Origin of the sequence: Muribaculum intestinale, assembly GCF_002201515.1 — a bacterium.
Classification (GTDB): domain Bacteria; phylum Bacteroidota; class Bacteroidia; order Bacteroidales; family Muribaculaceae; genus Muribaculum; species Muribaculum intestinale.
Window position 1 is genome coordinate 1,461,966 of the sequence record NZ_CP021421.1, and the last position, 23,257, is coordinate 1,485,222.

21 protein-coding genes are annotated in these 23,257 nt (G+C 52.1%); 12 read left to right on the forward strand and 9 right to left on the reverse strand.

Features of this window, described 5'->3' with window-relative positions; translation table 11 throughout:
• The first annotated feature begins 16 nt into the window (after positions 1-16).
• The 10 genes from ADH68_RS05990 to ADH68_RS06035 all read left to right on the forward strand — a co-directional run bounded on the left by ADH68_RS05990 (position 17) and on the right by ADH68_RS06035 (position 11,963).
• Positions 17-3,664, forward strand: a complete 3,648-nt coding sequence (locus ADH68_RS05990) for a leucine-rich repeat domain-containing protein (RefSeq protein WP_068961601.1) — start codon at positions 17-19, stop codon at positions 3,662-3,664.
• A gap of 202 nt (positions 3,665-3,866) precedes the next feature.
• Entirely contained in the window at positions 3,867-4,394 is a 528-nt protein-coding gene (locus ADH68_RS05995; protein ID WP_068961600.1) for a hypothetical protein, read from the forward strand.
• A gap of 55 nt (positions 4,395-4,449) precedes the next feature.
• Positions 4,450-5,151: a DUF4919 domain-containing protein gene (locus ADH68_RS06000; protein ID WP_068961599.1), complete on the forward strand. Its 702-nt coding sequence runs from the start codon at positions 4,450-4,452 to the stop codon at positions 5,149-5,151.
• A gap of 116 nt (positions 5,152-5,267) precedes the next feature.
• Positions 5,268-6,503 carry a C1 family peptidase gene (locus ADH68_RS06005; RefSeq protein ID WP_084274125.1) on the forward strand — a complete coding sequence of 412 codons (1,236 nt, stop codon included), beginning with the start codon at positions 5,268-5,270 and terminating at the stop codon, positions 6,501-6,503.
• Between the two features lie 29 nt (positions 6,504-6,532).
• The gene (locus ADH68_RS06010) at positions 6,533-7,261 is read left to right on the forward strand and encodes a tRNA threonylcarbamoyladenosine dehydratase (RefSeq protein WP_068961598.1); all 729 of its coding nucleotides are present in this window, start codon (positions 6,533-6,535) and stop codon (positions 7,259-7,261) included.
• Between the two features lie 34 nt (positions 7,262-7,295).
• Positions 7,296-7,979 carry an ABC transporter ATP-binding protein gene (locus ADH68_RS06015; protein WP_068961597.1) on the forward strand — a complete coding sequence of 228 codons (684 nt, stop codon included), beginning with the start codon at positions 7,296-7,298 and terminating at the stop codon, positions 7,977-7,979.
• A complete protein-coding gene (locus tag ADH68_RS06020; RefSeq protein ID WP_084274124.1) occupies positions 7,976-8,659 on the forward strand; it encodes a NigD1/NigD2 family lipoprotein in 684 nt (227 codons plus the stop codon). The genes ADH68_RS06015 and ADH68_RS06020 overlap by 4 nt, the downstream gene beginning before the upstream one ends.
• 35 nt (positions 8,660-8,694) lie before the next feature.
• On the forward strand, positions 8,695-9,024 hold the full coding sequence (locus ADH68_RS06025; RefSeq protein WP_068961595.1) for a DUF3467 domain-containing protein: 330 nt from the start codon (positions 8,695-8,697) through the stop codon (positions 9,022-9,024).
• Positions 9,025-9,036: 12 nt separating this feature from the next.
• Complete coding sequence (gene cysS, locus ADH68_RS06030; RefSeq protein WP_370014994.1) at positions 9,037-10,521, forward strand: cysteine--tRNA ligase; 1,485 nt, start codon at positions 9,037-9,039, stop codon at positions 10,519-10,521.
• A 32-nt stretch (positions 10,522-10,553) separates the two neighbouring features.
• Positions 10,554-11,963, forward strand: a complete 1,410-nt coding sequence (locus ADH68_RS06035) for an ATP-dependent DNA helicase (protein WP_068961594.1) — start codon at positions 10,554-10,556, stop codon at positions 11,961-11,963.
• Positions 11,964-12,050: 87 nt separating this feature from the next.
• Here the strand turns inward: ADH68_RS06035 and ADH68_RS06040 are convergent, their stop codons facing one another.
• The 9 genes from ADH68_RS06040 to ADH68_RS06080 all read right to left on the reverse strand — a co-directional run bounded on the left by ADH68_RS06040 (position 12,051) and on the right by ADH68_RS06080 (position 21,323).
• Positions 12,051-12,515, reverse strand: coding sequence for an Lrp/AsnC family transcriptional regulator (locus ADH68_RS06040; protein WP_068961593.1), 465 nt, complete (start codon positions 12,513-12,515; stop codon positions 12,051-12,053).
• Between the two features lie 240 nt (positions 12,516-12,755).
• Positions 12,756-13,124: a preprotein translocase subunit SecG gene (secG, locus tag ADH68_RS06045; protein ID WP_068961592.1), complete on the reverse strand. Its 369-nt coding sequence runs from the start codon at positions 13,122-13,124 to the stop codon at positions 12,756-12,758.
• Positions 13,125-13,133: 9 nt separating this feature from the next.
• Positions 13,134-13,937, reverse strand: a complete 804-nt coding sequence (locus tag ADH68_RS06050) for a hypothetical protein (protein WP_068961591.1) — start codon at positions 13,935-13,937, stop codon at positions 13,134-13,136.
• Positions 13,938-13,954: 17 nt separating this feature from the next.
• Complete coding sequence (locus ADH68_RS06055) at positions 13,955-14,542, reverse strand: LptE family protein (protein WP_235606687.1); 588 nt, start codon at positions 14,540-14,542, stop codon at positions 13,955-13,957.
• On the reverse strand, positions 14,535-15,797 hold the full coding sequence (locus ADH68_RS06060; RefSeq protein WP_068961590.1) for a sigma-54 interaction domain-containing protein: 1,263 nt from the start codon (positions 15,795-15,797) through the stop codon (positions 14,535-14,537). The genes ADH68_RS06055 and ADH68_RS06060 overlap by 8 nt, the downstream gene beginning before the upstream one ends.
• Entirely contained in the window at positions 15,794-16,657 is an 864-nt protein-coding gene (locus tag ADH68_RS06065; RefSeq protein WP_084274123.1) for a lysophospholipid acyltransferase family protein, read from the reverse strand. The genes ADH68_RS06060 and ADH68_RS06065 overlap by 4 nt, the downstream gene beginning before the upstream one ends.
• 56 nt (positions 16,658-16,713) lie before the next feature.
• The gene (locus tag ADH68_RS06070) at positions 16,714-17,769 is read right to left on the reverse strand and encodes a S41 family peptidase (protein WP_068961589.1); all 1,056 of its coding nucleotides are present in this window, start codon (positions 17,767-17,769) and stop codon (positions 16,714-16,716) included.
• 12 nt (positions 17,770-17,781) lie between these two features.
• Entirely contained in the window at positions 17,782-18,624 is an 843-nt protein-coding gene (locus ADH68_RS06075; protein WP_068961588.1) for a DUF3316 domain-containing protein, read from the reverse strand.
• A gap of 2 nt (positions 18,625-18,626) precedes the next feature.
• Positions 18,627-21,323 carry a DNA gyrase/topoisomerase IV subunit A gene (locus ADH68_RS06080; protein WP_068961587.1) on the reverse strand — a complete coding sequence of 899 codons (2,697 nt, stop codon included), beginning with the start codon at positions 21,321-21,323 and terminating at the stop codon, positions 18,627-18,629.
• A 98-nt stretch (positions 21,324-21,421) separates the two neighbouring features.
• Between ADH68_RS06080 and ADH68_RS06085 the strand changes: the two genes are divergently transcribed.
• The gene (locus ADH68_RS06085) at positions 21,422-21,898 is read left to right on the forward strand and encodes an acyl-CoA thioesterase (RefSeq protein WP_084274122.1); all 477 of its coding nucleotides are present in this window, start codon (positions 21,422-21,424) and stop codon (positions 21,896-21,898) included.
• A gap of 34 nt (positions 21,899-21,932) precedes the next feature.
• Positions 21,933-23,159: an S-adenosylmethionine:tRNA ribosyltransferase-isomerase gene (locus tag ADH68_RS06090; protein ID WP_068961586.1), complete on the forward strand. Its 1,227-nt coding sequence runs from the start codon at positions 21,933-21,935 to the stop codon at positions 23,157-23,159.
• Positions 23,160-23,257: the final 98 nt, after the last annotated feature.

Genomic DNA, 23,257 nt, shown 5'->3' on the forward strand with positions numbered 1-23,257 from the left:
ATATAATAAAACAGTTATGCGCATACTACGTAATGTTGTGATGGCTCTGTCGATGGTTGTGTCGTCGGTACTGACCGGCGGTGCCGCTGCCCAGGATACATCCGATCTCGGAGAGCCCGCCATCACTATAAAGACGAATGCCTACGCCAATCTTGGCGAGGCAAATGTGTTCACTATTCTTATCGGAGTTACAGAGCAAAGCGAATACTACGATATCGACATGGGCTTCGGTCCTGAGGAGTTTGAGGCCACATATGCCACTATTGATTCCGAAGGCTTGTGGCATGGCTCTTCCATCGAGGCCCGTGTGTCGGAGAAGGGTGAGATAAAGATATATGGCGATGCATCCAAAATCGATGTGATAAAAGCCATAGGATGCTATATAACCGATATCGATCTCAGCAAGTGTGAGAATCTCGACATCCTTGTGCTTGAGCATAATGAGCTAAAAGGTCTCGACCTGACGCCCAATACCAAACTTTCGGCCATTTATCTTTCGGATAACCCGGGAAGCGAGGAGACTCCGATTATAATAGGTACACCAAAGCCCAATCTTCAGATTCTTGAACTGGATATCATCGGCTGGCTTGACCCCAATTTCCGCCCCGATTATCCCAATCTGAAGATGCTTGACCTGTACTACACACGTCGCCTGAAGAGCATCGACCTGTCGGGATGTCCGTTGCTGGTCAATCTTGTGCTGGAACTTACCGACGTGGAGACTCTCGACCTCACCCCCGTGCCCTATCTGTGGCATCTTAACATAAGTGAGAGCCGCATACGTGAAGTTGATTTTACGAAGGTACCAAAATTGTCCGAGTTGTTCTGTAGCCATACATCGGGTACAGTAAATACCGATGTGAAAATAGAGTCGCTTGACCTTACCGGGCTTCCTGAACTTACCTATCTCTCTGCCGCCAGCAATAATCTCAAATCACTTGATATTTCCAAGAACCCCAAGCTGCGTACCCTTTATATACGCCGCAATGATCTTACTGCCCTTGATATTTCAGCCAATCCCAATCTGGCAAGCATAGATATTAATCTGAACCGGTTTACATACTCCACTCTTCCGGCCGACCGCACTACTTTCAGCGAATACTTCTATGGACAGAAACCATATCAGGTCGACCGCTCGTATGGTGTAGAGACTGCAATCGACTTTACCTGTATGCTGCGTCCCGAGAGCAACACATATGTGCGTGTGATGTCGGAGCCTGTCGGAGGCACGGCGGAGGAGGTTGACCTCGATGCATATACCTGGGAAAACGGCATGCTTACATTCAACAAGACATTTGCCGATTCGGTATATGTCGAGTTTGTCAATTCCGAGTTGTCGGATTATACCCTTACATCATCACGATTCATGGTGAAGACCGCCGATGAATTTGGCAAGCCTTCAAAAATCGTGTCAATGATGGTTCCGAGAAATACTGAAGTAAACTTCAAGGCCGGTATAAGCGGTGCCTCTGTAGATAATCCCTCCAAGATTATGGTTGATTTCGGTAATGGAGAGCTCAAAGAGTTTGATGTTACTTCCGATGAGGCCACAACCACAATATCCGGTACATCAACAGCCTACAACATGTATATATATATGCCTGAGAATGCAGTGCTTTCCGCCCTCAGTCTTGACGGACAGCGACTGCTCTCTCTTGACCTGAAGGCTGCCACAGAACTGCGCCACCTCTCGGCACGAGGATGCCAATTGTCGACTGTTAATCTGGCCTACAACCGCTGTCTGGCATCAATCGATCTTTCCGACAACTCATTGTCGACTCTTGACCTTGCCGGTATCAGCGGCAGCTATGAGAAGACTTTCCTCAAAAAGATTGTAGCCGCCAACAACCGTATTTCCAATTTCCATATCGTAAACACATCCGGTTGCCGTTATCTCGATCTGTCGAATAACAAACTTGAGGAATACAACCTGAAGAACTATGACAATATGCTCCATCTTGACCTGTCGGGCAATAAAATCCAGACTGTCAATATGGCCTATCTCTCCAATGCCGAGTATATCAATCTCAGCAACAACCATATTTCTGAGATTGAGAATATGATAGAGATACCCGGTCTTGCCGAGTTGAATCTTTCAGGCAATATGCTTACTCTTGCTACTCTGCCTGTAATAGAGAATGCCGCTACAAAGTATGTCTATGCTCCACAGTCAAAGATTGTAATCGCATCAAAGGCTCCGTCTGTAGCGCTTGACGAGCAGAATCTGGTAATCAATGGCAATACTACCGAATACAAGTGGGTCAAGACCGACGGCACAGTGCTTGTGGATGGCTCTGACTACACTCTCAAGGATGGATTCACACGATTCCTTACAATCGACGGTGATGCCGTACATTGCGAGATTACCAATGGCGCTTTCCCCGCCTTTACCGGAGAGAATGTATTGGCCACTACTGATGTCATACCGATGGGAGCGCCCACTACAATGATAGCGTCCTTTACAGTATCGGAAGTCGGTGATGCACCTGTTGTCGGATTCCGCACCAAGGAGTTAAGCAACGTATACATCGACTGGACATCTGAAGGCGTGGATTTCCAGGCATATCCTACACGCAGCGATGTGTTTGTTGCCAATACCGATGTTCATGCCGTAGTCGGTAAAAAAGCCGTGGCATATACCTACGACAGCCCTTCGGATATTACTGTATTCTCGATTTCAGGAATCGGTATGTCTGACTTCGACGGATCGCCTATGACCGATCTTACTATGCTTGGGTTGTATAATACCGGGCTTAATCCTGAGAATATGATATTCCCTGAAAAGAAGGGAATAAGAGAACTCAGCATCACCGAGGCCGAGATTTCCGACATAAATCTTGCCGAATTCCCCTCTCTTGAGTATCTGGTGCTCAGCAACAACGCTATCGAGAATATTGACCTCTCAAAAGCTCCCGCACTGAAGACGGCTTCGCTCGCCAATAACAGCATTTCTTCTGTAAAACTCGGCAATCCTCAGATGTGGGGCCTTGACCTTACAAGAAACGGATTGTCGACAATCGACGTGTCGGGCACTCCCGCTCTTAAACAGCTGCTGCTTAGCGGAAATATGTTTGCCGAGATTGACCTATCGCCGGTGGCATCCACTCTGAGTGCGCTTACTCTTGTAGGCAATCAGTTCACATTCGCCACTCTCCCGCGCAAGGTTGATTTCCCGGCTATGATGGATGCATACTATTACGGCAACCAGGCACCTGTCGAGACTCAGGTAATCAACGGAAAGGTAGATCTCGCCGCCCAGGCGCGTGTAGGTGATACCGAGACGGTATATACATGGTACTACGGTGAGATATCGGTCGATGCCGATACCGGAGAGATTATCGGCGAGATGCTCAGCCCGGAGGGAGATGAGCCTGAGTATAGCATTGACAACGGTGTGACAACCTTCCATGTCAACTATACCGAACCGGTTATCTGTGTTATGACAAATGCTGAGTTCCCCAATCTGATTCTTTACACCAACTATCTGGATATATCCCAGACAAGCGGTATCGACACCATTGTAGCCGGTACTCAGGATTCGATAGTAAATGTGTATAATCTCCAGGGCATGCTCGTCCGCGAGAATGTAGACCGTGACACTGCTGTCGATGGCCTTGCTCCTGGTGTCTACGTTGTCGGCGGCCGAAAAGTTGTTGTGCGCTGACATCTGACATACAACTGTCTTCGAATATTAAAAATTCGTAAATAATGTGAGTCTCCGGTATCCTCTGCGGGTATCGGAGACTTCTTCATCTCATGATGCAGGCAACAATTGGGTTAAGCCCGCGTTTTCCTATAGTAGGATGCTGTAGATTTTTACTACATCCGGATGTTTTGAAAGAAATCTGAGAAAAACCAATGTTTACATGGCAAACGATATAACAGTCATATGGCTTGCAGCCGCTCTTTTTGTTATGGCGATTTCGCTGTTTCTGCTCGTCAGGCCCTATTTCCCGGTAGCTGTAACTGCCTATGCATCACTGTGGTTTATGAAATGGTCGCATGTGATTCATCCGGGCGACTGGCTAATGACCTCATGGGGTATCGCTGTGGCGATTGTACTTGTTATTGACATGATGCAGCCACGCAGGCTCGCAAGGTGTACCAACGGCATGACATATATCGGTATCGGAGCGATTGTCGGTATGATGGTCGGCATGACCGGATTTTCCTATCTGTGGATGGTAGCAGGTGCTGCCATAGGGGTGATTGCCGGCGGATATGTCTACGCACGCACTCCGGCCGGGAAACCTCTCGGATTTCCTTCGGCTCAATTTTTTCAGTATCTTTGTGCCAAGGGGCTGCCGGCTGTAGTGACAGTGTCGATTATCGGTATCGCGGTGATGCTATGGATTATCGAACAGCATCCGGTTGCCACCATTCAGTACATGTAGCCGCCTTCTGCATACTGCGCCAACATACATGTATAATCCTTAACTACATAAGATTATGAAACGTCTGCTACACATAGCCATGGTATTAATGGCAGCCACGATATCGTTTTCCGCCCTTGCTGAGAAGGTAAAGCCTGTAAAGCCGGATATGGAACAGATACGCCGGGATGTCAACGACCCGAAGTCGAAGTATTACTACCCGAAACTGATGAAACAGTTTGCGACGCGTGATACTACCATGACGCTCGACCAGTTCCGTCATCTGTATCTCGGATATGTATTCCAGGAAGATTACAATCCGTACCGCCGCAGCCGTTACAGCCAGAAGGCTGAAGAACTATACATGCGCGACAAGCACACAGCCGCCGAGGCCGACACCATAATCCACTATGCCGAACTGTCGCTGAAGGATGACCCGTTTGATTTGCGCCAGATGTCATTTCTGATTTACGCTTATCAGGAGAAGAAAAAATACAATCTTGCCAAGATATGGCAATACAAGCTCAACCATCTTCTGGAGGCTATCGTGTCGACCGGTACCGGGCTTGATGAGGAAAATGCCTGGATTGTGATAAATCCGATGCATGAATATAATCTTATCAACTTCCAGAACCATGTGGTCGATGCCCAGGAGGACCGTCCTCCCTACTACGACTATATCACCATAAAGGATGCCGACAAAAAAGATCCCAAGGGATTCTACTTCGACGTGCGATATCTTCTTGAAGAGTATAACCGTAAATTCCCCGAGCAATAAAGGCGCGGGGCACGGTGGTATAATAAGGGCATGGCCGCCTCGACGAGATTGTGCTCCCTTTTGCCGTGTCGGTGTAATTTTGTAAATTTGTATATCAAACAACACAATCATTATCGATGAAACATATACTTGCATGCGTCATGGCCTCGGCCATGGCATTGAACGCCTCAGCGTGGGACAGCTCGGCTATGGCTGTTGCCGCAGCCGGCGATTCTAAGGTTGTGGTGCCCGACAGCACCGGATTCAAATTCAAGGACATCAAACTGGTGAAGACTACCCCTGTGCGCGACCAGAACCAGTCGGGCACATGCTGGTGCTTCTCTACAAATACTTTTTTTGAGGATGAGATAATGCGCAAAGGTGGCGACGAGCTTGACCTCAGCGAGATGTACGTAGTGCGTATGTGCTACCTCGACAAGGCCCGCAAGTATGTGCGCATGGACGGAAAAATCAACTTCTCGCAGGGTGGTGCGGCCCACGATGTGCCCTATGTGATGGCACGTTACGGCGCTATGCCCGAGGAGGCCTATCCCGGTCTTAACTACGGTGAGGAGAAGCATGCGCATGCCGAGCTTTCCAAGGTATTGCAGTCATACCTCGATGCCGTGCTGTCGTCGGGCAGCAAACGCCTCTCTACCGCATGGGAAAAGGGGTTCGAGGCGATTCTCGACAGCTATTTCGGTCCCCTGCCCGAGACATTTGAGTACAAGGGCAAGACATACACACCACGCTCATTTGCCGAGTCGCTCGGCATTGACACTGACGATTATATAGAGGTTGCCTCCTTTACACATCATCCGTTCTATGAGCCGTTTGCTCTTGAGGTCGCCGACAACTGGCTGTGGGGCACAATGCAGAATGTGCCTCTCGATGAGCTTCAGGCAATCGTCGACAATGCTATCGAGCACGGTTATCCCGTGGCATGGGGTGCCGACGTAAGCGAAGGCGGATTCAAATGGCGCCAGGGATATGCGGTGATTCCCGTAGAGAAGGGAGCCAAGGATTTGTCAGGTACCGAACTTTCGCGCTGGGTACAGCTTTCCGACAAGGATCGTGCCGACGAACGCTACAACATCAAGGGCCCGGTAGAGGAAATAACCGTCACACAGGAGATGCGACAGGAGATGTTCGACCGCAAGGAGACAACCGACGACCATGGTATGGTAATCATGGGCATCGCAAAGGACCAGGAGGGCAACAAATATTACAAGATACAGAACTCCTGGGACACTAACCAGCTCTACGACGGATTCATGTATGTGAGCGTGCCATTCTTCCTGGCCAAGACCATGGATATAATGGTGCACAAGGATGCCGTTCCTGCCAATATTGCATCCAAGTTCAAAAACTGATACTGTATAACATCTGCGACTATTGCATTATGGATGCCGAGGCCCTTTCCCGTACAGCCCTTCTGCTTGGCAGTGATGCCGTAGGCCTTCTTGCCGGTGCTCATGTGCTGGTGGTAGGCGTCGGCGGCGTAGGCGCGTACGCGGCAGAGGTCGTGGCCCGTTCCGGTGTCGGTGCGATCACGCTCGTTGACGGTGACACCGTGGCTCCGAGCAACCTGAACCGTCAGCTCCCCGCGCTTGTTTCAACATTAGGTGAGCCTAAAGTCGAGGTCATGCGGCGCCGTCTGCTGGATATCAATCCGGAGTGCCGCGTCGAGGCATTCTGCGGTTTCATCGCTCCCGACGATGTGGCTCCCATGCTTGATAGGGTGAGACCCGATTTCGTCATTGATGCCATTGACTCAATCGCGCCGAAGGTGGCTCTGATTGAGACGTGTCTGCGCCGTAAGGTGAAGATAATATCGTCGATGGGAGCCGGAGGGCGTACCGACCCGATGAAGGTGCGTTATGCCGACATTTCGGAGACTGTCCATGACGGTCTTGCCCGCGAGGTGCGCCATCGCCTTAGACGCGCAGGCATAAGCAAAGGGCTCAAAGTCGTATTTTCGACAGAGCAGCCGCGCAAGGCCTCGCTCGTGCTTACCGATGAGATTGCATTCAAGCGTTCGTCGTTCGGCACGGTTTCATGGATTCCGGCACAGTTTGGTCTTATGCTCGGGGCGTATGCCATAGGGCGTCTGTCGGGGCATCCGCTTTAGGTAGGGAAAATACAATCTTACAAATTAAGTCAACGTGATATCAATACGCGACATATCAAAGAGCTACGGCTCCCTCAAAGTGCTTCACGGCATTTCGCTCGACATAAACCGGGGCGAGGTGCTGTCGATAGTAGGCCCGAGCGGAGCAGGCAAGACTACACTCCTGCAGATTGTAGGTACTCTTGAGCGCCCTGACTCAGGCAGTGTGGTGTTTGACAGCGAGGATGTGGTGCGTATGAAGGAATCGCGGCTCGCGGCATTCCGATGCCGCAGTATCGGCTTTGTATTCCAGTTTCATCAGCTTTTGCCTGAGTTCACCATGCAGGAGAATGTGGCTATTCCGGCCATGATAGCCGGAATGTCGCATTATAAGGCTATGGAGCGGGCCGGTGAACTGATAAAGTATCTCGGGCTATATGACAGGCGTACCCACAAGCCGTCGGCCCTGTCGGGCGGCGAGTGCCAGAGGGCGGCTGTGGCCCGTGCGCTTGTCAACAGTCCGGCAGTAGTGCTTGCCGACGAGCCCTCCGGAAGTCTGGATTCACGCAACCGCGACGAGCTGCACCGGTTGTTTTTCCAACTACGCCGCGACATGGGACAGACATTCGTGATTGTCACTCACGACGAGCATCTGGCCTCTACCTGCGACCGTATCGTGCATATGTCGGACGGCCGCATACAGAACATCGAGCAACGAATCAACACCACGACGGTATGAAACACTCACTCAGGCATATAAGGCTCTGCATCCCCGCCATAATCATGTCGGGAGTGATGGCGTCGTGTTCGACCGACGATGATTACAACGACCGCATATTCTATAGCTCCATAGTGACAATTCAATCAACAGACGAGGCTTCGGGCACTGTATTCACGTTTCAGCGTTATGATGACTCCCCGTTGATTACCCTTACTGCCGCGGGCCGCACTGTCGACAAAGGCCGTGTAGGTAGCCGGGCGTTGCTTTACTATTATCCCGAGTCGGGCGACCCGTATGCATCGGGCCCTGTTGAGATACGCTCGCTCGGGGCTATCAATTGCGATACGGCGATAATAAGGCCGATAGAGAGATACGAATGGGACCACGATGCCATATTCCTAAACTCTATATGGCGCACAGGCGAATACATAAATCTGCGTATGCGTGCCGAATATTCCGACAAGCCGCGTTACTTCGGGTTGGTAGTGGACTCTCTTACGATGGACAATCCTTGGCCTGAGGCATACATACTCCACAATCTCGATGGAGCCCCGCCTGGATATCTGCGCGAGAGCTATGCGTCGTTTGATATATCGAAGGTATGGAGTCAGCCGGGATGCCTTGGGCTGAGAATCCATGTCAATGACTCAAATCTGCCTGCCGACACATATGAGTTTCCTAAAAGAACAGAATATTAATCCATATAATACAAACATTTAAAATCATATCAAAAATGGACAACAAACAGAAACCTCAGAACGAGATAAAGATTGAACTCACTCCCGAAGTAGCCCACGGCCACTATTCCAATCTGGCCATGATAGCCCATTCACCCAACGAATTTGTAATGGACTTCATCAACATGATTCCCAATCCACCGCAGGCACGCGTACAGTCACGTATCATCATGACTCCGGAGAATGCCAAGAATCTTTTCTTTGCCCTTCGCGACAATATTGAGCGCTTCGAGAATACATTTGGTGTTATCGAGCAGCGTCGTCCCGTAAATGGCGGTGCTCCTGCCGACGGCAACAACAACATCCCCAACCCGTTCAAAGCCTAATCGATTTTTCCGATGATACAGCAGGATCTGCTCATCTACAATAGCCTGAACCGTACAAAGCAGCTCTTCAAGCCTATACATGAGGGTAGAGTGGGCATGTATGTGTGTGGCCCTACGGTGTATGGCGACGGACATCTCGGCCATGCGCGTCCGGCCATCACATTCGACATACTTTACCGCTATCTTACCCATCTTGGCTACAAGGTGCGCTATGTGCGCAACATTACCGATGTCGGCCATCTTGAGCATGATGCCGACGAGGGCGAGGATAAAATCGCCAAGAAGGCGCGTCTTGAGCAGCTCGAGCCGATGGAGGTGGTGCAGCACTATCTCAACCGTTACCATAAAGCGATGGAGGCGCTCAATGTGCTTCCTCCGAGTATCGAGCCTCACGCTTCAGGCCACATTATCGAGCAAATCGAGTATGTGAAGAAAATCCTCGACAGCGGATACGCCTATGTGAGCGACGGCTCCGTATATTTCGACGTGCCCAAGTACAACCGCGATTTTCATTACGGGAAACTCTCCGGCCGCAATGTCGATGAGCTGCTGGCCACAACCCGTGCGCTCGACGGGCAGCAGGAGAAGCGTAATCCGGCCGACTTCGCTCTCTGGAAGAAGGCCGCGCCTGAGCATATCATGCACTGGCCGTCGCCATGGAGCGAGGGATTCCCCGGATGGCATCTGGAATGCTCTACAATGGGGCAGAAGTATCTTGGCGAGACATTCGACATACATGGCGGCGGCATGGACCTCATGTTCCCCCACCATGAATGTGAGATTGCACAGTCGGTGGCCCATAACGGCCATGAGACGGTCAACTACTGGATGCACAACAATATGGTGACCATCAACGGACAGAAGATGGGCAAGTCGCTCGGCAACTTTATCACTCTTGACGAGTTTTTCAACGGCACACATCCGGCTCTTGAGCAGGCGTATTCGCCGATGACAATCCGTTTCTTCATCCTCCAGGCCCATTACCGCGGTACTCTCGACTTTTCGAATGCCGCTCTTCAGGCATCTGAAAAGGCTCTCAACCGTATGCTCGACGGTTACCGACGCCTGCAGGAACTGAAGCCGGCCGAAGTGTCGACAGCCGAAGTGTCGGGTCTGCGCGCCCGTTGCTACGAGGCGCTCAACGACGACCTGAATACGCCGATTGTCATTGCCACACTGTTTGACGCATGCCGTATCATCAATCAGGCAAAGGATGGTGCTGTCACTCTTACGGCGTCGGATATCGACGAGCTGAAAGATGTGTTCCGCATATTCCTCGTAGATATTCTTGGCATACGCACCGAGATGGTGGAGGGCGCTTCGCAGCCCGATGCCATGAAACCTTTCGAGCAGGCGGTCGACCTCCTGCTTGAAGTGCGCGCGCAGGCCAAGGCTGCCAAGGACTGGGCTACCTCCGACCTTATTCGCGACCGCCTCGCGCAGGCCGGTTTCGATATTAAGGATACGAAGCAGGGTGCCGAGTGGAGCCTTAAATAAGACTGCAGTATAATCGTTACAGTATTGCCGCGATGGATGTAATGGACTTTGCGCAACTCGTACTTGAGCAAGTGCCGTATGAGCCTACCTCTCAGCAGATAGAGCTTATAGCGGCGCTTGCCCGCTACTGTTCGCGGGCCACGCCGTCTGACTCGGTGTTTCTGCTCAACGGCTATGCCGGTACGGGCAAGACCTCGCTGTGTGCCGCTCTTGTGCGCGCTCTCAACGGCGTGGGCATAGGCACAGTGCTTATGGCTCCCACCGGTCGCGCAGCCAAGGTGTTCAGCGCATTTGCCGGTCATCAGGCATATACCATCCATCGCCGCATCTACAATGTCGGCGGCAACGGCATAACGCAGAGCCGTACTGTGCGTGTGGCGGAAAACAGGGCTCACAATACCGTGTTTATCGTCGACGAGGCTTCGATGATTGGAGGCGATACCCCCACGGGAAGCAATCTGCTTGAAGATTTGGTACACTATGTGTACTCCGGCGTCAACTGTCGCCTGATACTTCTGGGTGATACCGCACAGCTTCCTCCGGTAGGATGTGACGAGAGTCCGGCCATGAGTGCGAAAGTGCTCCATGACATGGGTCTGCGTGTTACCAGGGTGGTGCTTACCGCCACGGTGCGTCAGGCCCGTGATTCCGGCATTCTGTACAATGCCACATGGTTGCGCAAAGCGATGCGACAGCCACAGCTGCCGGTGCCGCGACTATTTGTAAGTCCGTTTTCCGATGTCGAGGTTGTCGAGGCCTACGACCTTGAGGAAATGCTTACCCACAGCTATGCGGAGCGTGGAGTACTTGACACGATATTGATTACGCGGTCCAACCGGCGCGCCACGGAGTTTAACATGGCCGTGCGCTCTTCGGTACTTTACTATGAGGAGGAGTTGCGTGCCGACGAAATATTGCTTGTCGGAAAGAACAATTATTTCTGGACTAAGGATATCAAGGGGCTTGACTTTATCGCCAATGGCGACATGGCCATAGTCGAGAAGGTGTACGGTACGGAGACGCGCTATGGACGGCGTTTTGCCGATGTGAGTCTGCGTCTTACCGACCGCGATGTAGCTGTGGAGTGCAAGATTATGCTTGACACTCTTATGAGCGAGGATGCCTCAGTGTCGTCGCAGGCTATGCGCGAGCTTTTTGAGGCAATAATGTCGGATATTGAAGGCGCTCCCGAGGGGGAGACGGAGTCGCAGCGTATCGTGCGTGCTACCAAGAGCGTGTATTTCAATGCGCTGCAGGTGAAATACGGATATGCCGTCACATGCCACAAGGCGCAGGGCGGACAGTGGTCGGATGTATACATAGATCTTGGCTATATACCGCCGGAGGCTATGGGTATGGACTTTTACCGATGGCTTTATACGGGAGTCACGCGCGCTACTCGCCGCCTGTATCTCTTCAATCCGACGGTAGAAATCAAATAACAATCAGGCCGCAGGACAGCGACTGTCCTGCGGCCTGATTCGATTTATGCGCGATGTAAATTATGTATGTCTATATCCGGTGATGGCCTACGACTCGTAGTCGACATGGATTTCGCGGTCGATTGAGTTGTCGAGTGAAATCAGAGTCTCAGTGCCGAGCACCCCGTGGATAGTCTGTATCTTGTCATTGAGGAGCTCCATCAGGTGTTCGTTGTCGCGTGCGTACAGCTTTATAAGCATAGTGTAGGGGCCGGTCGTGAAGTGGCACTCCACTATCTCCGGTATCTTCTCCAGTTCGGGCACTACGTCGCGGTACATGGCTCCTCGCTCAAGGTTTACGCCGATGTATGTACATGTGGTATAACCGAGTACGTGAGGATCAACATGGTATCCCGAGCCGGTGATAACCTTAAGGTCTATCATGCGCTGTATGCGCTGGTGGATGGCGGCACGCGATACTCCGCATTCTACCGCTACATCTTTTGAGGGGATGCGTGCGTTGCGCATCACTATTTCAAGAATCTTGCGGTCAAGATTGTCGATTTTCTCCATAATGTGTATGCTTTCGCTTGGGTATTACGTACAAACGGCCTAATTTAAAATTATTGGAGTGAGGCAAGATTTATTACAATTAGGCTGATTATTTTGGCAAATATAGTCAAAACTTTTAACATGACAAGCATATTGACATACATTTATTCGATATGCTTGTCATGTGCTATAACGGGGTTGATAATGAAAAACGCCATACAAGCGAATTGTATGGCGTTTTATGATGTCGGGGGCTGATGATTATTCAGCGGCGGGAGCTTCGGGTGTTGCTTCGGGAGCGGGAGTTTCTGCTGCGGGAGCTGCTGCAGGAAGTTGAGTGTTGAAGTCGGCGGGCTGTGTCTGCTCTACGGCCTGGGGAGTGATGCGCGACGCACTCTGGATGAGGTTGCGGGGCATGAAAAATACGCCGAGGATACACAGTATGGCCAATGCTCCGGCAAGATACCATGTTGTTTTCTCGATGAAATCATTTGTGCGGCGAACGCCCATCACCTGGTTGGCACCGCCGAACTGAGAGGAGAGGCCACCGCCTTTCGACTTCTGGATGAGGACTACTCCAATCAGCAGAAGCGCAACTATGACGGTAAGTGTTATTACGACTACGTACATTTTATTGGTTTATTTTTGTTTCTGAAATTGCTCGTTTATGATAAGTTTCTGTAAGAAACGCAATTGGTCTGCAAAGTAACGACTTTTTTCCGGAAATTTCAAACTTAAATTGCTGATTATTTCATAAGCCTTGGCATATCGTCGCTGTTTTATGAAAAATTTAGCCAGACTCTCACTCAGCAGGCCTTGTTCGGATGCATTGTTAGGTGAATGCAGGGGCTCGGTGTCGCGTGTCTGCTCGGCGGGTTTCTCCGGTGATGAATCAGCTGTCGCCTCATTGCTGTCGGTGCTTGACGGGAAGTGTCCCCCCTCGCGGCGGCTCTTCAGGATAAATGCGTTTATGAGCGAGTCAGGGGAGTCTCCGTCGGCTTCTTCACTTGTGGGCAGACTGCGCTCTTCCTCGTCGGCGAGAGTCAGCGCGTAATCAGGCACGGGGTTGAATATAAGCCGTTCGAGCAGGGCGTTTTCCTGCGGATCGGGACGTCCGTAGTGCGACATGAATGTCTCGATAGCACTGTCGGTATCAAGAGCTTCCGGCTGTTGCTCGGGAGGATAGAAATTGGCATCGGATACGTTTTTTTTATCGGCTATGCGGTATAGCATTTCGTGGGAGGAGCTGTTGAGAGCCATCTGTTGCATTACGCGCCGTCGGGTAGATTCGTCGAGGGTGTCGCCCGAGCGTTCGAGGAGAAGTTTGGCCGGCAGGGTCATGTATGGATACAGGCGGGCCATTTCGTCGACCCACTCCACGCTCACCGGCAGCGAGGGGTCGCGCATCAGTTCCGTAAGATGCTCAAGAGGTGAGGATGCCATATGATGGTATTGTTTTTTTACCAATTGCCGAGAGTGGCGTTGAATATCAGTTCGATAAGCTGGTCGGTAATCTCCTGGCAGAGTTGTTCCTGCACGTCGGTCAGCATCTCGTTGGAATCGAAGTCCTGATAGGCCGAAAATGATTGGTCGACGTTGTTTTTGTCATTTTTCGAGTCGGTATACCGGATTCTGACAGTGATGGTAAGTCTTGTCTTGGAGGCTATCGCATTTTCTGTGACAGCCTGTGGCGAGAGGGAGTATCCGGTGATTTCGCCTTCGAGGTTAAGATCGCTCATGCCGTCGTTTACCTGCAGGCGTGTGTTGCGGGCTACATAGTCGAGCAGGGCGTTCTCAAATGTCTGCTGCAATGGGGGATATACCAATGCGGCACGTATCGGGAACTGTCCGATATGTATGGTCTTGTATACGTTGTAGTCGATAGCGCTGCCGTTGAATTTGTAGCTGATTGTACAACCCGTCACAATTATGGCAGCCATAACCATGGCGATGCAGCGGCGTGGAGTTATGCGGCGTGCTATCTTTCTGAATAATCCGTTGGGCATAGTCTGATTAATGGAGTGGGGGATGGATTGGTTGTCATTCAAGGCCGTAATCCTTGATTTTGCGGTATAGCGTGCGCTCCGATATGTTGAGTTCGCGTGCGGTAGCCTTGCGTCGACCCTCGTTGTGTTCGAGTGCTATCCGTATTGTCTCGCGCTCGGTGTCCTCAAGAGTTCGGGGCGAGGAGCCGGTGACTGTATCGGCGGATACTCGTGTATCGCTGTCGATTGTCTCCGTGTGGCTGAAAATGTCGTGGGCGGGGGTGTATCTTACCAGCGACTGTGGTGTGTTGACGCGTGTCAGTGTCGGAGCCTCAGGGAAGGTGGAGTGTGGGCGTATGCCGGCCCGCAAATCGTTGAGGGCTGCGCGCAGTTCGTCTATTTCGCCGCGCATGCTGAATATCATATTGAACAGCAGCTCACGCTCAGTGGCATATGAGTGCATTCCGGAGTCGGTAGTGGCAGTCCGGTCGATTGTGGCGGGAGCTGTCACTCCGTGTGCAGGCAGATATTCCGCTATCCCGTCGCCTGAAATTGTCGCTCCGGCATCGAACAGGGCTATCTGTTCGATTACGTTTTTGAGCTGACGTACGTTGCCGGGCCAGGGGTAGCGCATGAGCATGCGCGAAGCATCATCGCTGAACGACACTGCCGGGGTGCGGTAGCGCTCGGCAAAGTCGATTGCGAATTTGCGTGCGAGCAGGGTCACATCGCTTCCTCTGTCGCGTAGCGGCGGTACCTCTATGCGTATTGTCGACAGACGGTAGTAGAGGTCCTCGCGAAAGCGTCCTTCCTCTACGGCGCGGGCCATGTCGACGTTGGTGGCGGCCACGATGCGTATGTTGGTCTTCTGTACGGTCGAGGAGCCTACTTTTATGAACTCACCGCTTTCGAGCACTCGGAGCAGACGGGCCTGGGTGGTAAGCGGCAGTTCGGCTACCTCGTCGAGAAATATAGTGCCGCCGTCGGCCTCCTCGAAGTATCCTTTGCGCGATGATACGGCGCCTGTGAATGCTCCTTTCTCATGGCCGAACAACTCGGAGTCGATAGTTCCTTCTGGTATGGCTCCACAGTTCACCGCTATATATTTGGAGTGTTTGCGTGGTGAGCCGGCATGGATAATCTGGGGGAAGAACTCCTTGCCAGAGCCGCTTTCGCCTGTCACGAGCACCGACAGGTCGATCGGGGCCACCCGCAACGCTCTCTGTATGGCTGCAATCAAGGCCGGGGCATTGCCTATGATGCCCCATCGGGCTTTGGCCTGTTGCACCTGGGCTGATATGTCGGAAATCGCGGTCATTTTCTTTTGCGGAGTTCGTAAGTACTGGCTTTCAGGAATTCGCCGAGCGCTTTGTCGTTGTCGCCGAACTCCTTGATTTTCTCAGCCGGGATGATATCGCCTACCGAAATATGGATGGTAGAGTGGCATTTGCGCCATACTTCCGTAGGCAGACGCAGTGTGCGCAGTTGCCAGCTTATCACACCGAGAATATTGAAAAGCGCGCTGTTGTGGCCGTGGAAATATATCGGCACTACAGGTACTCCCATCTGACGTACAAGCCGGATGATGGTTGGCTGCCACTCGCGGTCCTCGATGCGGAGGCTTCTGTTGATTTTGCTCACGGCACCTGCGGGAAAGAATCCGAGCGGATGGCCCGAACGTACCTGACGTATAGCCTCCATGATGCCTTTCTTGCTGACAGTCTGCTTGGCGGGGTCGTCGCTGGCAAGAGCGTCGACTGCAATAAAGTTGGGGCGCATGGCCGAGATACGGTTGAGCACCATGTTGACCATCACTTTGAAGTCGGGGCGCAGAGTGCCCATCAGGGCTATCAGCGATATACCGTCAAGCGCGCCGAAAGGGTGGTTGCTTACAGTGATGAATGCACCATCAGGCAGGCTGTCGAGCACTTCGCGGCCGTCGACACGTAGGTTGATGTCGAAGTCTTTCAGAAGATTGCGCGAGAATTCAGGGCCTGGATTGTCGCAATACCGGTCGTGTACATCGTTGACTTTGTCGACCGACAGCCAGTGGAGCAGGCGATTTATCAGCTTGCGGTGGCCGGCTGCTTTGGGCACCATGGCCACAATATCGTCGTAGTCGAGCACCGAGCGCTTGATAGGTGTCTCGACCTTCTTATCGTCTATATTAGTTGACATACGAAGAAATCAATACATTATAGGATGCAAAGATAACAAATATCCCCGACAATCTGTCACTCCCCGGAGTCTGGGGATGTAAGGCGTGTGATTGCGAAGTCGAGGATGGTGTCGTGGCCGAGGAGTGCCTGCCCGGGGTCGAGGTCTACTTCACAGCCCGGTGTCGGGTCTATGCCGAACTCTGTGGACTGGCCGTTGCTGTCGAGCACGGAACATGCCGAGAAACGCACGCTCCATCCGTTGGGCAGTTCGGAATTGAAGGGCATGCCCGAGCCTCCTCCTGTACGGGCTCCTGCGATAGTCACCCCGGGGATGTATTTCATAATAGACACAAAGTTGTTGGCCGCGGAGAATGTGCCTCTCGATGTGAGCACGACTGTAGGCTTGCCCCACATTATGCGTCCGCGCTCGGCGGGGTCGAAGTAGTAGGCGAAAGGCTCGGAGAAGTCGTTGTGTCCCGGACCGGTCTTATGGGATATGTATCCGGCGAGTGTGCGCGATGTAATGAATCGTCGCACGAGTGTCTCGACGTTTGTCATTGAACCACCTCCGTTGTCGCGTATGTCGATGATGAGACCGTCGCATGTGTTGAGGTACATTAGCACTTCGTCGAGATTTCCTTCGCCTATGGGAGTGCTGAACGAACTGTAGCGTATGTAGCCTATGTTCTGAGGCAGTACGGCGTAGTCGAGTCCGGAAGCGGAGAGGAAGTTGAAGTTGAGGTAATATTGCTCGACAAGTCGTTCGGAGTAGTTCTGAGGATAATCGCTCCACCATTTGCGGTAATATGAGGTATTGAACGAGGCCGACAGGTTGGTGTGGCCGTCGCGCAGTTCGTCGAGCATGTCGGCGCATACGAAGAATAGCTCCTTTGATGTCATGCGGTTGCTTACCAGAGGAGCATATTTGTCGTGAATCTCGCGCCAGTCCACATCCTTTTCCGCAAAGAAGCAGTAATGCTCGTCGAGAATGGTCCACAAGGCCTCGAAATTTCCTTGCGGATTGTTGTCCCACTCTTCAAGTGGGTGGCATCCGCCTGATACAATCACGGCGGAGGCTGTTGCGGTGAATAGCATCAGCCGGGATATAATAGCATGGATGGATATCTTCATAGTGGCAGTGAATCAGTAGGTTGCGGATATTATGCGCGCGTCGGCGCTGATGCCTTTGTATGGGTTCAGCGACATCCATGTGCCTCCGATGCCAATTACCGCGGCACATGTGACCACGCGAGTCGTGATGTTGTTGACGCGTGTCGAGAGGATATTGTTTCGGAAGCCCAGACGAAGCTCGGTGGCTCCGAATGATATATCGGCGGTAAGAAGGTTCTCCATGCGAAAATAATTTCCCCACCATGCGCAGTGTGCGAGGCCGCTGTGGTCGCCGAGGGATATCTCGTAAAATAGTTCGCCATAGTCGGGTGAGAAGAATACTCCTGTAATCGGTATTGTCGGGCGGTATGTGAGCAGTAGCTTTTTACCCAGCAGTGTGTGGTGCCACATCAGCGCGGCGGTTATGTTGATTGTCCAGGCGGCCTCGACGGCAACCGGGTTGTTGCCGTTGCGTGTGTTGTATATGACTCCGAGGTCTATGCCGGTCGACAGACCTCCCGCCACAGTGATATTCTGCGGTAGGCGCATGCGGTATGTGATTCCGTAGTCAAAGTCACCTGTCAGACGCCACATTTTGGCGTTGCCTGCGGGATTGAGTGTCCGGTCGAGATCGATTCCGGCTGTTATGCGCTGTACCATATGTTCCGGTCGGAATTTCATGGCCTGAGTGCGGTCGTAGCCAATTCGCATGCCCCATCCGGTATATTTCAATGGGGTGAGATAGGTGTTGGCTATGATAGAGGAGCCGATATCGTAGGTGAAGTGGGAATTGACCGGGCGTACTATGCTGTCGGGCAGGGCCGCACATGCTGTTGTCGTCCACAGTCCGCAGATAATGGCTATAAACTTTTTCATTGTCAGAATATGCGCTGCTGGCCGTTGATTTCGTCGCGTACCTCGTCGTCGGATTTCTCCTCGCTGTCGGGCGCTGACTCGTCGTCGGGGATGGCTGCTTCTGTTTCATCTTCCTCCACATCCTCTACCTCGCGAGGCTCCAGCTCTTCCACCTTGTCGACCGCGTATGTTGTAAGTCGCTTTCCGCGCGCTTTGTAGCTTTTTACAGCTATGAAATCCATGGCGTCGACTTCCAGGGGCTCACGATATGCGTCGGTGCCTCCGAATATGACCTTTATGCGGCATCCGGCGGCATCGCTGAGAAGGATGAGGCTGCTTTTTTCGTTCTCTCCGATAAATCTGGTGCGCTTGGAGGCCGGTTCGAATGTGAACCGCTTTAGGTAGGGATATCCCTGGTCGGCATCATCGATTACAGCTGTCCAGACATGGCCCGGACGGAACTTCTCTATGCGCAATATACCATCTTCATAATGATTTCCGGCATCGAAACTCGACAGATAGTATTCTCCCGACTTCAGTATGACGAGTACCTGATCGGTGCCGTTGAATTCGCCCATATATATGCCTCGCTTGTCGTAGTTGAGACGCAGCACGTCGGGGTCAAACCACACCTGTCGTCCGCCGAGAGTGGAGGCTCCTTTCTCTTTCAGAGTGAAGCGGTGCACTTCGTTCTTTGTTACCATATTGCCCTGGCTCTGCTTGCCTTTTATGGCGAGCTGACTGAAGTCGATGTCAAACTGGAGGGTCTTAAGCCGCAGCTTTGGCTTGAGAGTCACCTTCACTACCTCGGCCTCTCCGTTGGGATTGGCCGAGAACCATGCCACCTTCGAGCCGGGAAGACCCTGTGTGAGATTGTACTCCTTGTCGCGGGAAACTCCTGTCACGGCGAAGCGCTTCATGTAGTATGTGCCTCCTTTGCCGTTCTGGTATATTACATTGTAGATAGTGCGCAGGTCGTTGCGCTTGAATACGTTGACATACAGTACGCCTTTGCCGACAAACATTTTGTCCTGGACCTTGACTACTTTGTATTTACCGTCTTTGTAGAATATTATTATGTCGTCGATATCGGAACACTGGCATACATATTCGTCTTTTTTCAGAGATGTACCTATGAATCCCTCCTCGCGGTTGATGTACAGACGTTCGTTGGCCTCGGCTACGGTAGCGGCTTCGATGCTGTCGAAACTGCGCAGCACGGTGTGGCGCGGGTATGCATCGCCATATTTCTCCTTAAGATGTAGGTACCAGTCGATGGTGTGTTGTATGATATTGGCGAGTTTGAGGTCGATGTCGGCCACGCGCTCGCGGTAGTTGGCGATGAGTCGGTCGGCCTCGTCGGAGTTGAAGCGGAGTATGCGCTTCATTTTTATCTCCATCAGGCGCAGGAGGTCGTCGCGGGTGACTTCGCGCCAGAGATTTTTCTTGAACGGTTCAAGGCGCTTGTCGATATGGGCGAGTACTGAGTCCATGTCTTTGCCCTCCTCAAACTGTTTGTCTTTGTATATGCGCTCTTCGATGAAGATACGTTCGAGCGATGCGAAGTGGAGCGACTCCATCAGTTCGCCGCGCTGTATTTCAAGCTCGCGGCGTAATAGCTCGCGAGTGGTGTCGACGCTGTGGCGCAGCACGTCGCTCACGCCAAGGAAGTGTGGCTTCTTGCCGGAAATCACGCAGCAGTTGGGCGATACGCTCAACTCGCAGTCGGTAAATGCATAGAGGGCGTCGATTGCCTTGTCGCTTGATGTTCCCGGGAGCAGGTGTACGAGTATGCAGGCGTTTTCAGAGGTCATGTCCTCGACTTTACGCACTTTTATCTTGCCTTTTTCGGCGGCCTTGATAATAGAGTCGGATATTGTGCCTGTGGTCTTTCCGAATGGTATCTCGGTGATGGCGAGTGTCTTGTTGTCGACTTTCTCGATTTTTGCGCGTATCTTTACCGAGCCGCCACGTTCGCCGTCGTTGTATTTCGACACATCAAGCGAGCCTCCGGTGATGAAGTCGGGGTATAGGGCAAACGGCTCGTCGCGCAGATATGACACTGCGGCGTCGATAATCTCGTTGAAGTTGTGTGGGAGTATCTTCGATGACAGTCCTACGGCAATACCCTCCACACCCTGCACGAGCAGCAACGGGAACTTTGCCGGAAGTGTCACCGGCTCAGGCTTGCGTCCGTCGTAGCTTACGGTCCAGTTGGTTGTCTTGGAGTTGTACAGTACTTCAAGGGCAAACGGCGACAGGCGCGCCTCGATATAACGTCCGGCGGCGGCCGAGGCTCCGGTGAGCACGTTACCCCAGTTTCCCTGTGTTTCTACCAGGAGGTCTTTTTGTCCGAGTTGCACGAGGGCATCATTGATTGACGCGTCGCCATGGGGGTGATATTGCATGGTGTTGCCCACGATGTTGGCCACTTTGTTGAATCGCCCGTCGTCAAGGGTGTGCATGGAGTGGAGTATGCGTCGCTGCACGGGTTTCAGTCCGTCGTCGATATGCGGTACGGCACGCTCGAGGATTACGTAGGATGCATATTCGAGAAACCAGCTTTGGTACATGCCTCGCAACTGGTGGCGTACAACGTCGTCGGACGTGTCGAGGGTGACACGTCCCGTCGGAGCGCTGTTGTCTTCGCTTTGCTCCAGGGGGGAATCTTCGAAATCAGGGTCGTTCAAATCGTCAGGAGTGGTTATATCGTCGCTCATATGGTGTTCGTCATGATTGGGACAGACTGTGTGTAATATTCGGCATTCACAGCAGCCTACTTCCCACAAAGTTAGTAAAATTTATTAAATTTGCGCCCATGAAACCTGAAATAATACTTCCTACTCCGCTTAATCCGCGAGTGCCTGCACCGACACAGCCGTTCCGTACCGTGCTGCCGTTGCAGATACGATTCAACGATATAGACCTGCTCGGACATGTCAACAACGAGATGTATTTTGCCTATATGGATCTTGGCAAGATGCGTTACTTTCAGGAGATGATGGACGACAAGCTCGACTGGCGCGCCATCAATACTGTAGTAGCCAATGTCAACTGCGATTTTTATGCGCCCACCACTATCGACGAGCAGATATGTGTGATAACAGCCATCACCCATATCGGGGAGTCGAGTTTCCGTCTGGAGCAGAGAATCGTGGATATAGACACCGGCGACGTTAAGTGTATCGGACGTACCGTGATGGTGACAATCGACCCTGCTACCGGCCACTCTGTCCCTGTCGATCCCGACTGGGTAAGACGTGTGTCGGAATTTGAAGGCCGGGAATACCGCTGATCGGATATAATAAAAAATCAAGAAAAGGAATAGTATGGCTATCGATCCGCATTCGCTTCATATCGCTGACTTTAACTATACGTTGCCCGACGAGCTGATTGCAAAACATCCGCTTGCCGAGCGCGACCGTTGCCGATTGCTTGTGCGCAGAGGCGACGGAGAAATCGAAGAGCATGAATTCTTGGAACTCCCCGGTCTTCTTCCCTCTGATGCAATGCTTGTCTACAATAACACGCGGGTAATCAATGCTCGTCTTAGATTCCGCAAAGGCGACAACGGCAACGGAGCGCTTATCGAGGTATTCTGTCTTGAGCCGGCCTCGCCGTCGGACTATGCTATCAGTTTCGCCTCGACATCGGGTTGTTCATGGATATGTTTCGTAGGCAACTCGAAGCGGTGGAAAGACGGGGCGATACGGCGGCGTCTGAATATCGGGGGACAGGAGGTGGTGCTCAGCGCTACACGCGTGGCTCGCGACGGCAATGCCTCGGAGGTGCGCTTTGACTGGGATAATCCCGATGTCACATTCTCCCAGATTATAGAGTCGGCGGGAGAGATACCCATCCCCCCTTATCTCAATCGCGGCACCGAAGAGAGCGACTCTACCGATTATCAGACAGTATACAGCCGTATCGAGGGCTCGGTCGCCGCGCCTACCGCCGGGCTTCACTTTACTCCTGCTGTGCTGGATGCTGTAGACAGGCGTGGAATACCCCGCCGGGAGCTTACGCTGCATGTAGGAGCCGGCACTTTCCAGCCGGTCAAGAGCGATACTGTCGGAGAGCACGGTATGCACAGTGAGTTTATATCCGTACCGCGTGATCTTATTGCCGAGCTTGCCGATACCGAGCGACGTGTGGTGGCGGTAGGCACTACCTCCGTACGTACGCTTGAAAGCCTGTACCATGCAGGATGTCTTGTGTATGAGGGCAAATGGCAGGGTGAGGTGCCCCAGTGGTATCCCTACGAAAGCTCGCATCCTCGCCTGGGACGCCGAGAGGCTCTTAAAGCTCTTCTTGATTATGTCGACGGGACGGATGCGTCGCGTTTTATAGCATCGACGCGCATCATTATAGCTCCGGGATATACCTATCGGGTAGTAGCGGGGATGGTGACAAATTTTCATCAGCCACAGTCAACGCTTCTGCTGCTTGTGTCGGCATTTGTCGACGGACACTGGCGTGAGATGTACGATTTCGCATTGGCCCGGGGATTTCGCTTTCTCAGCTATGGAGACGCCTCGTTGCTGCTGACAGAGTGAAATTTTGTTAAAATGTAAAGATTATTTAAATAAACTGTAATTAAGTTGCAATAAATCAGCGTGAAGATTGTAACTTTGCGATGCCGTGCCAAGTTGGC

Coding starts and splice junctions, on each gene's coding strand:
- ADH68_RS05990 (WP_068961601.1), top strand. CDS start 17: ATGCGCATACTACGTAATGTTGTGATGGCTCTGTCGATGGTTGTGTCG.
- ADH68_RS05995 (WP_068961600.1), top strand. CDS start 3,867: ATGGCAAACGATATAACAGTCATATGGCTTGCAGCCGCTCTTTTTGTT.
- ADH68_RS06000 (WP_068961599.1), top strand. CDS start 4,450: ATGAAACGTCTGCTACACATAGCCATGGTATTAATGGCAGCCACGATA.
- ADH68_RS06005 (WP_084274125.1), top strand. CDS start 5,268: ATGAAACATATACTTGCATGCGTCATGGCCTCGGCCATGGCATTGAAC.
- ADH68_RS06010 (WP_068961598.1), top strand. CDS start 6,533: ATGGATGCCGAGGCCCTTTCCCGTACAGCCCTTCTGCTTGGCAGTGAT.
- ADH68_RS06020 (WP_084274124.1), top strand. CDS start 7,976: ATGAAACACTCACTCAGGCATATAAGGCTCTGCATCCCCGCCATAATC.
- ADH68_RS06025 (WP_068961595.1), top strand. CDS start 8,695: ATGGACAACAAACAGAAACCTCAGAACGAGATAAAGATTGAACTCACT.
- cysS (WP_370014994.1), top strand. CDS start 9,037: ATGATACAGCAGGATCTGCTCATCTACAATAGCCTGAACCGTACAAAG.
- ADH68_RS06035 (WP_068961594.1), top strand. CDS start 10,554: ATGGATGTAATGGACTTTGCGCAACTCGTACTTGAGCAAGTGCCGTAT.
- ADH68_RS06040 (WP_068961593.1), bottom strand. CDS start 12,515: ATGGAGAAAATCGACAATCTTGACCGCAAGATTCTTGAAATAGTGATG.
- secG (WP_068961592.1), bottom strand. CDS start 13,124: ATGTACGTAGTCGTAATAACACTTACCGTCATAGTTGCGCTTCTGCTG.
- ADH68_RS06050 (WP_068961591.1), bottom strand. CDS start 13,937: ATGGCATCCTCACCTCTTGAGCATCTTACGGAACTGATGCGCGACCCC.
- ADH68_RS06060 (WP_068961590.1), bottom strand. CDS start 15,797: ATGACCGCGATTTCCGACATATCAGCCCAGGTGCAACAGGCCAAAGCC.
- ADH68_RS06065 (WP_084274123.1), bottom strand. CDS start 16,657: ATGTCAACTAATATAGACGATAAGAAGGTCGAGACACCTATCAAGCGC.
- ADH68_RS06070 (WP_068961589.1), bottom strand. CDS start 17,769: ATGAAGATATCCATCCATGCTATTATATCCCGGCTGATGCTATTCACC.
- ADH68_RS06075 (WP_068961588.1), bottom strand. CDS start 18,624: ATGAAAAAGTTTATAGCCATTATCTGCGGACTGTGGACGACAACAGCA.
- ADH68_RS06080 (WP_068961587.1), bottom strand. CDS start 21,323: ATGAGCGACGATATAACCACTCCTGACGATTTGAACGACCCTGATTTC.
- ADH68_RS06085 (WP_084274122.1), top strand. CDS start 21,422: ATGAAACCTGAAATAATACTTCCTACTCCGCTTAATCCGCGAGTGCCT.
- ADH68_RS06090 (WP_068961586.1), top strand. CDS start 21,933: ATGGCTATCGATCCGCATTCGCTTCATATCGCTGACTTTAACTATACG.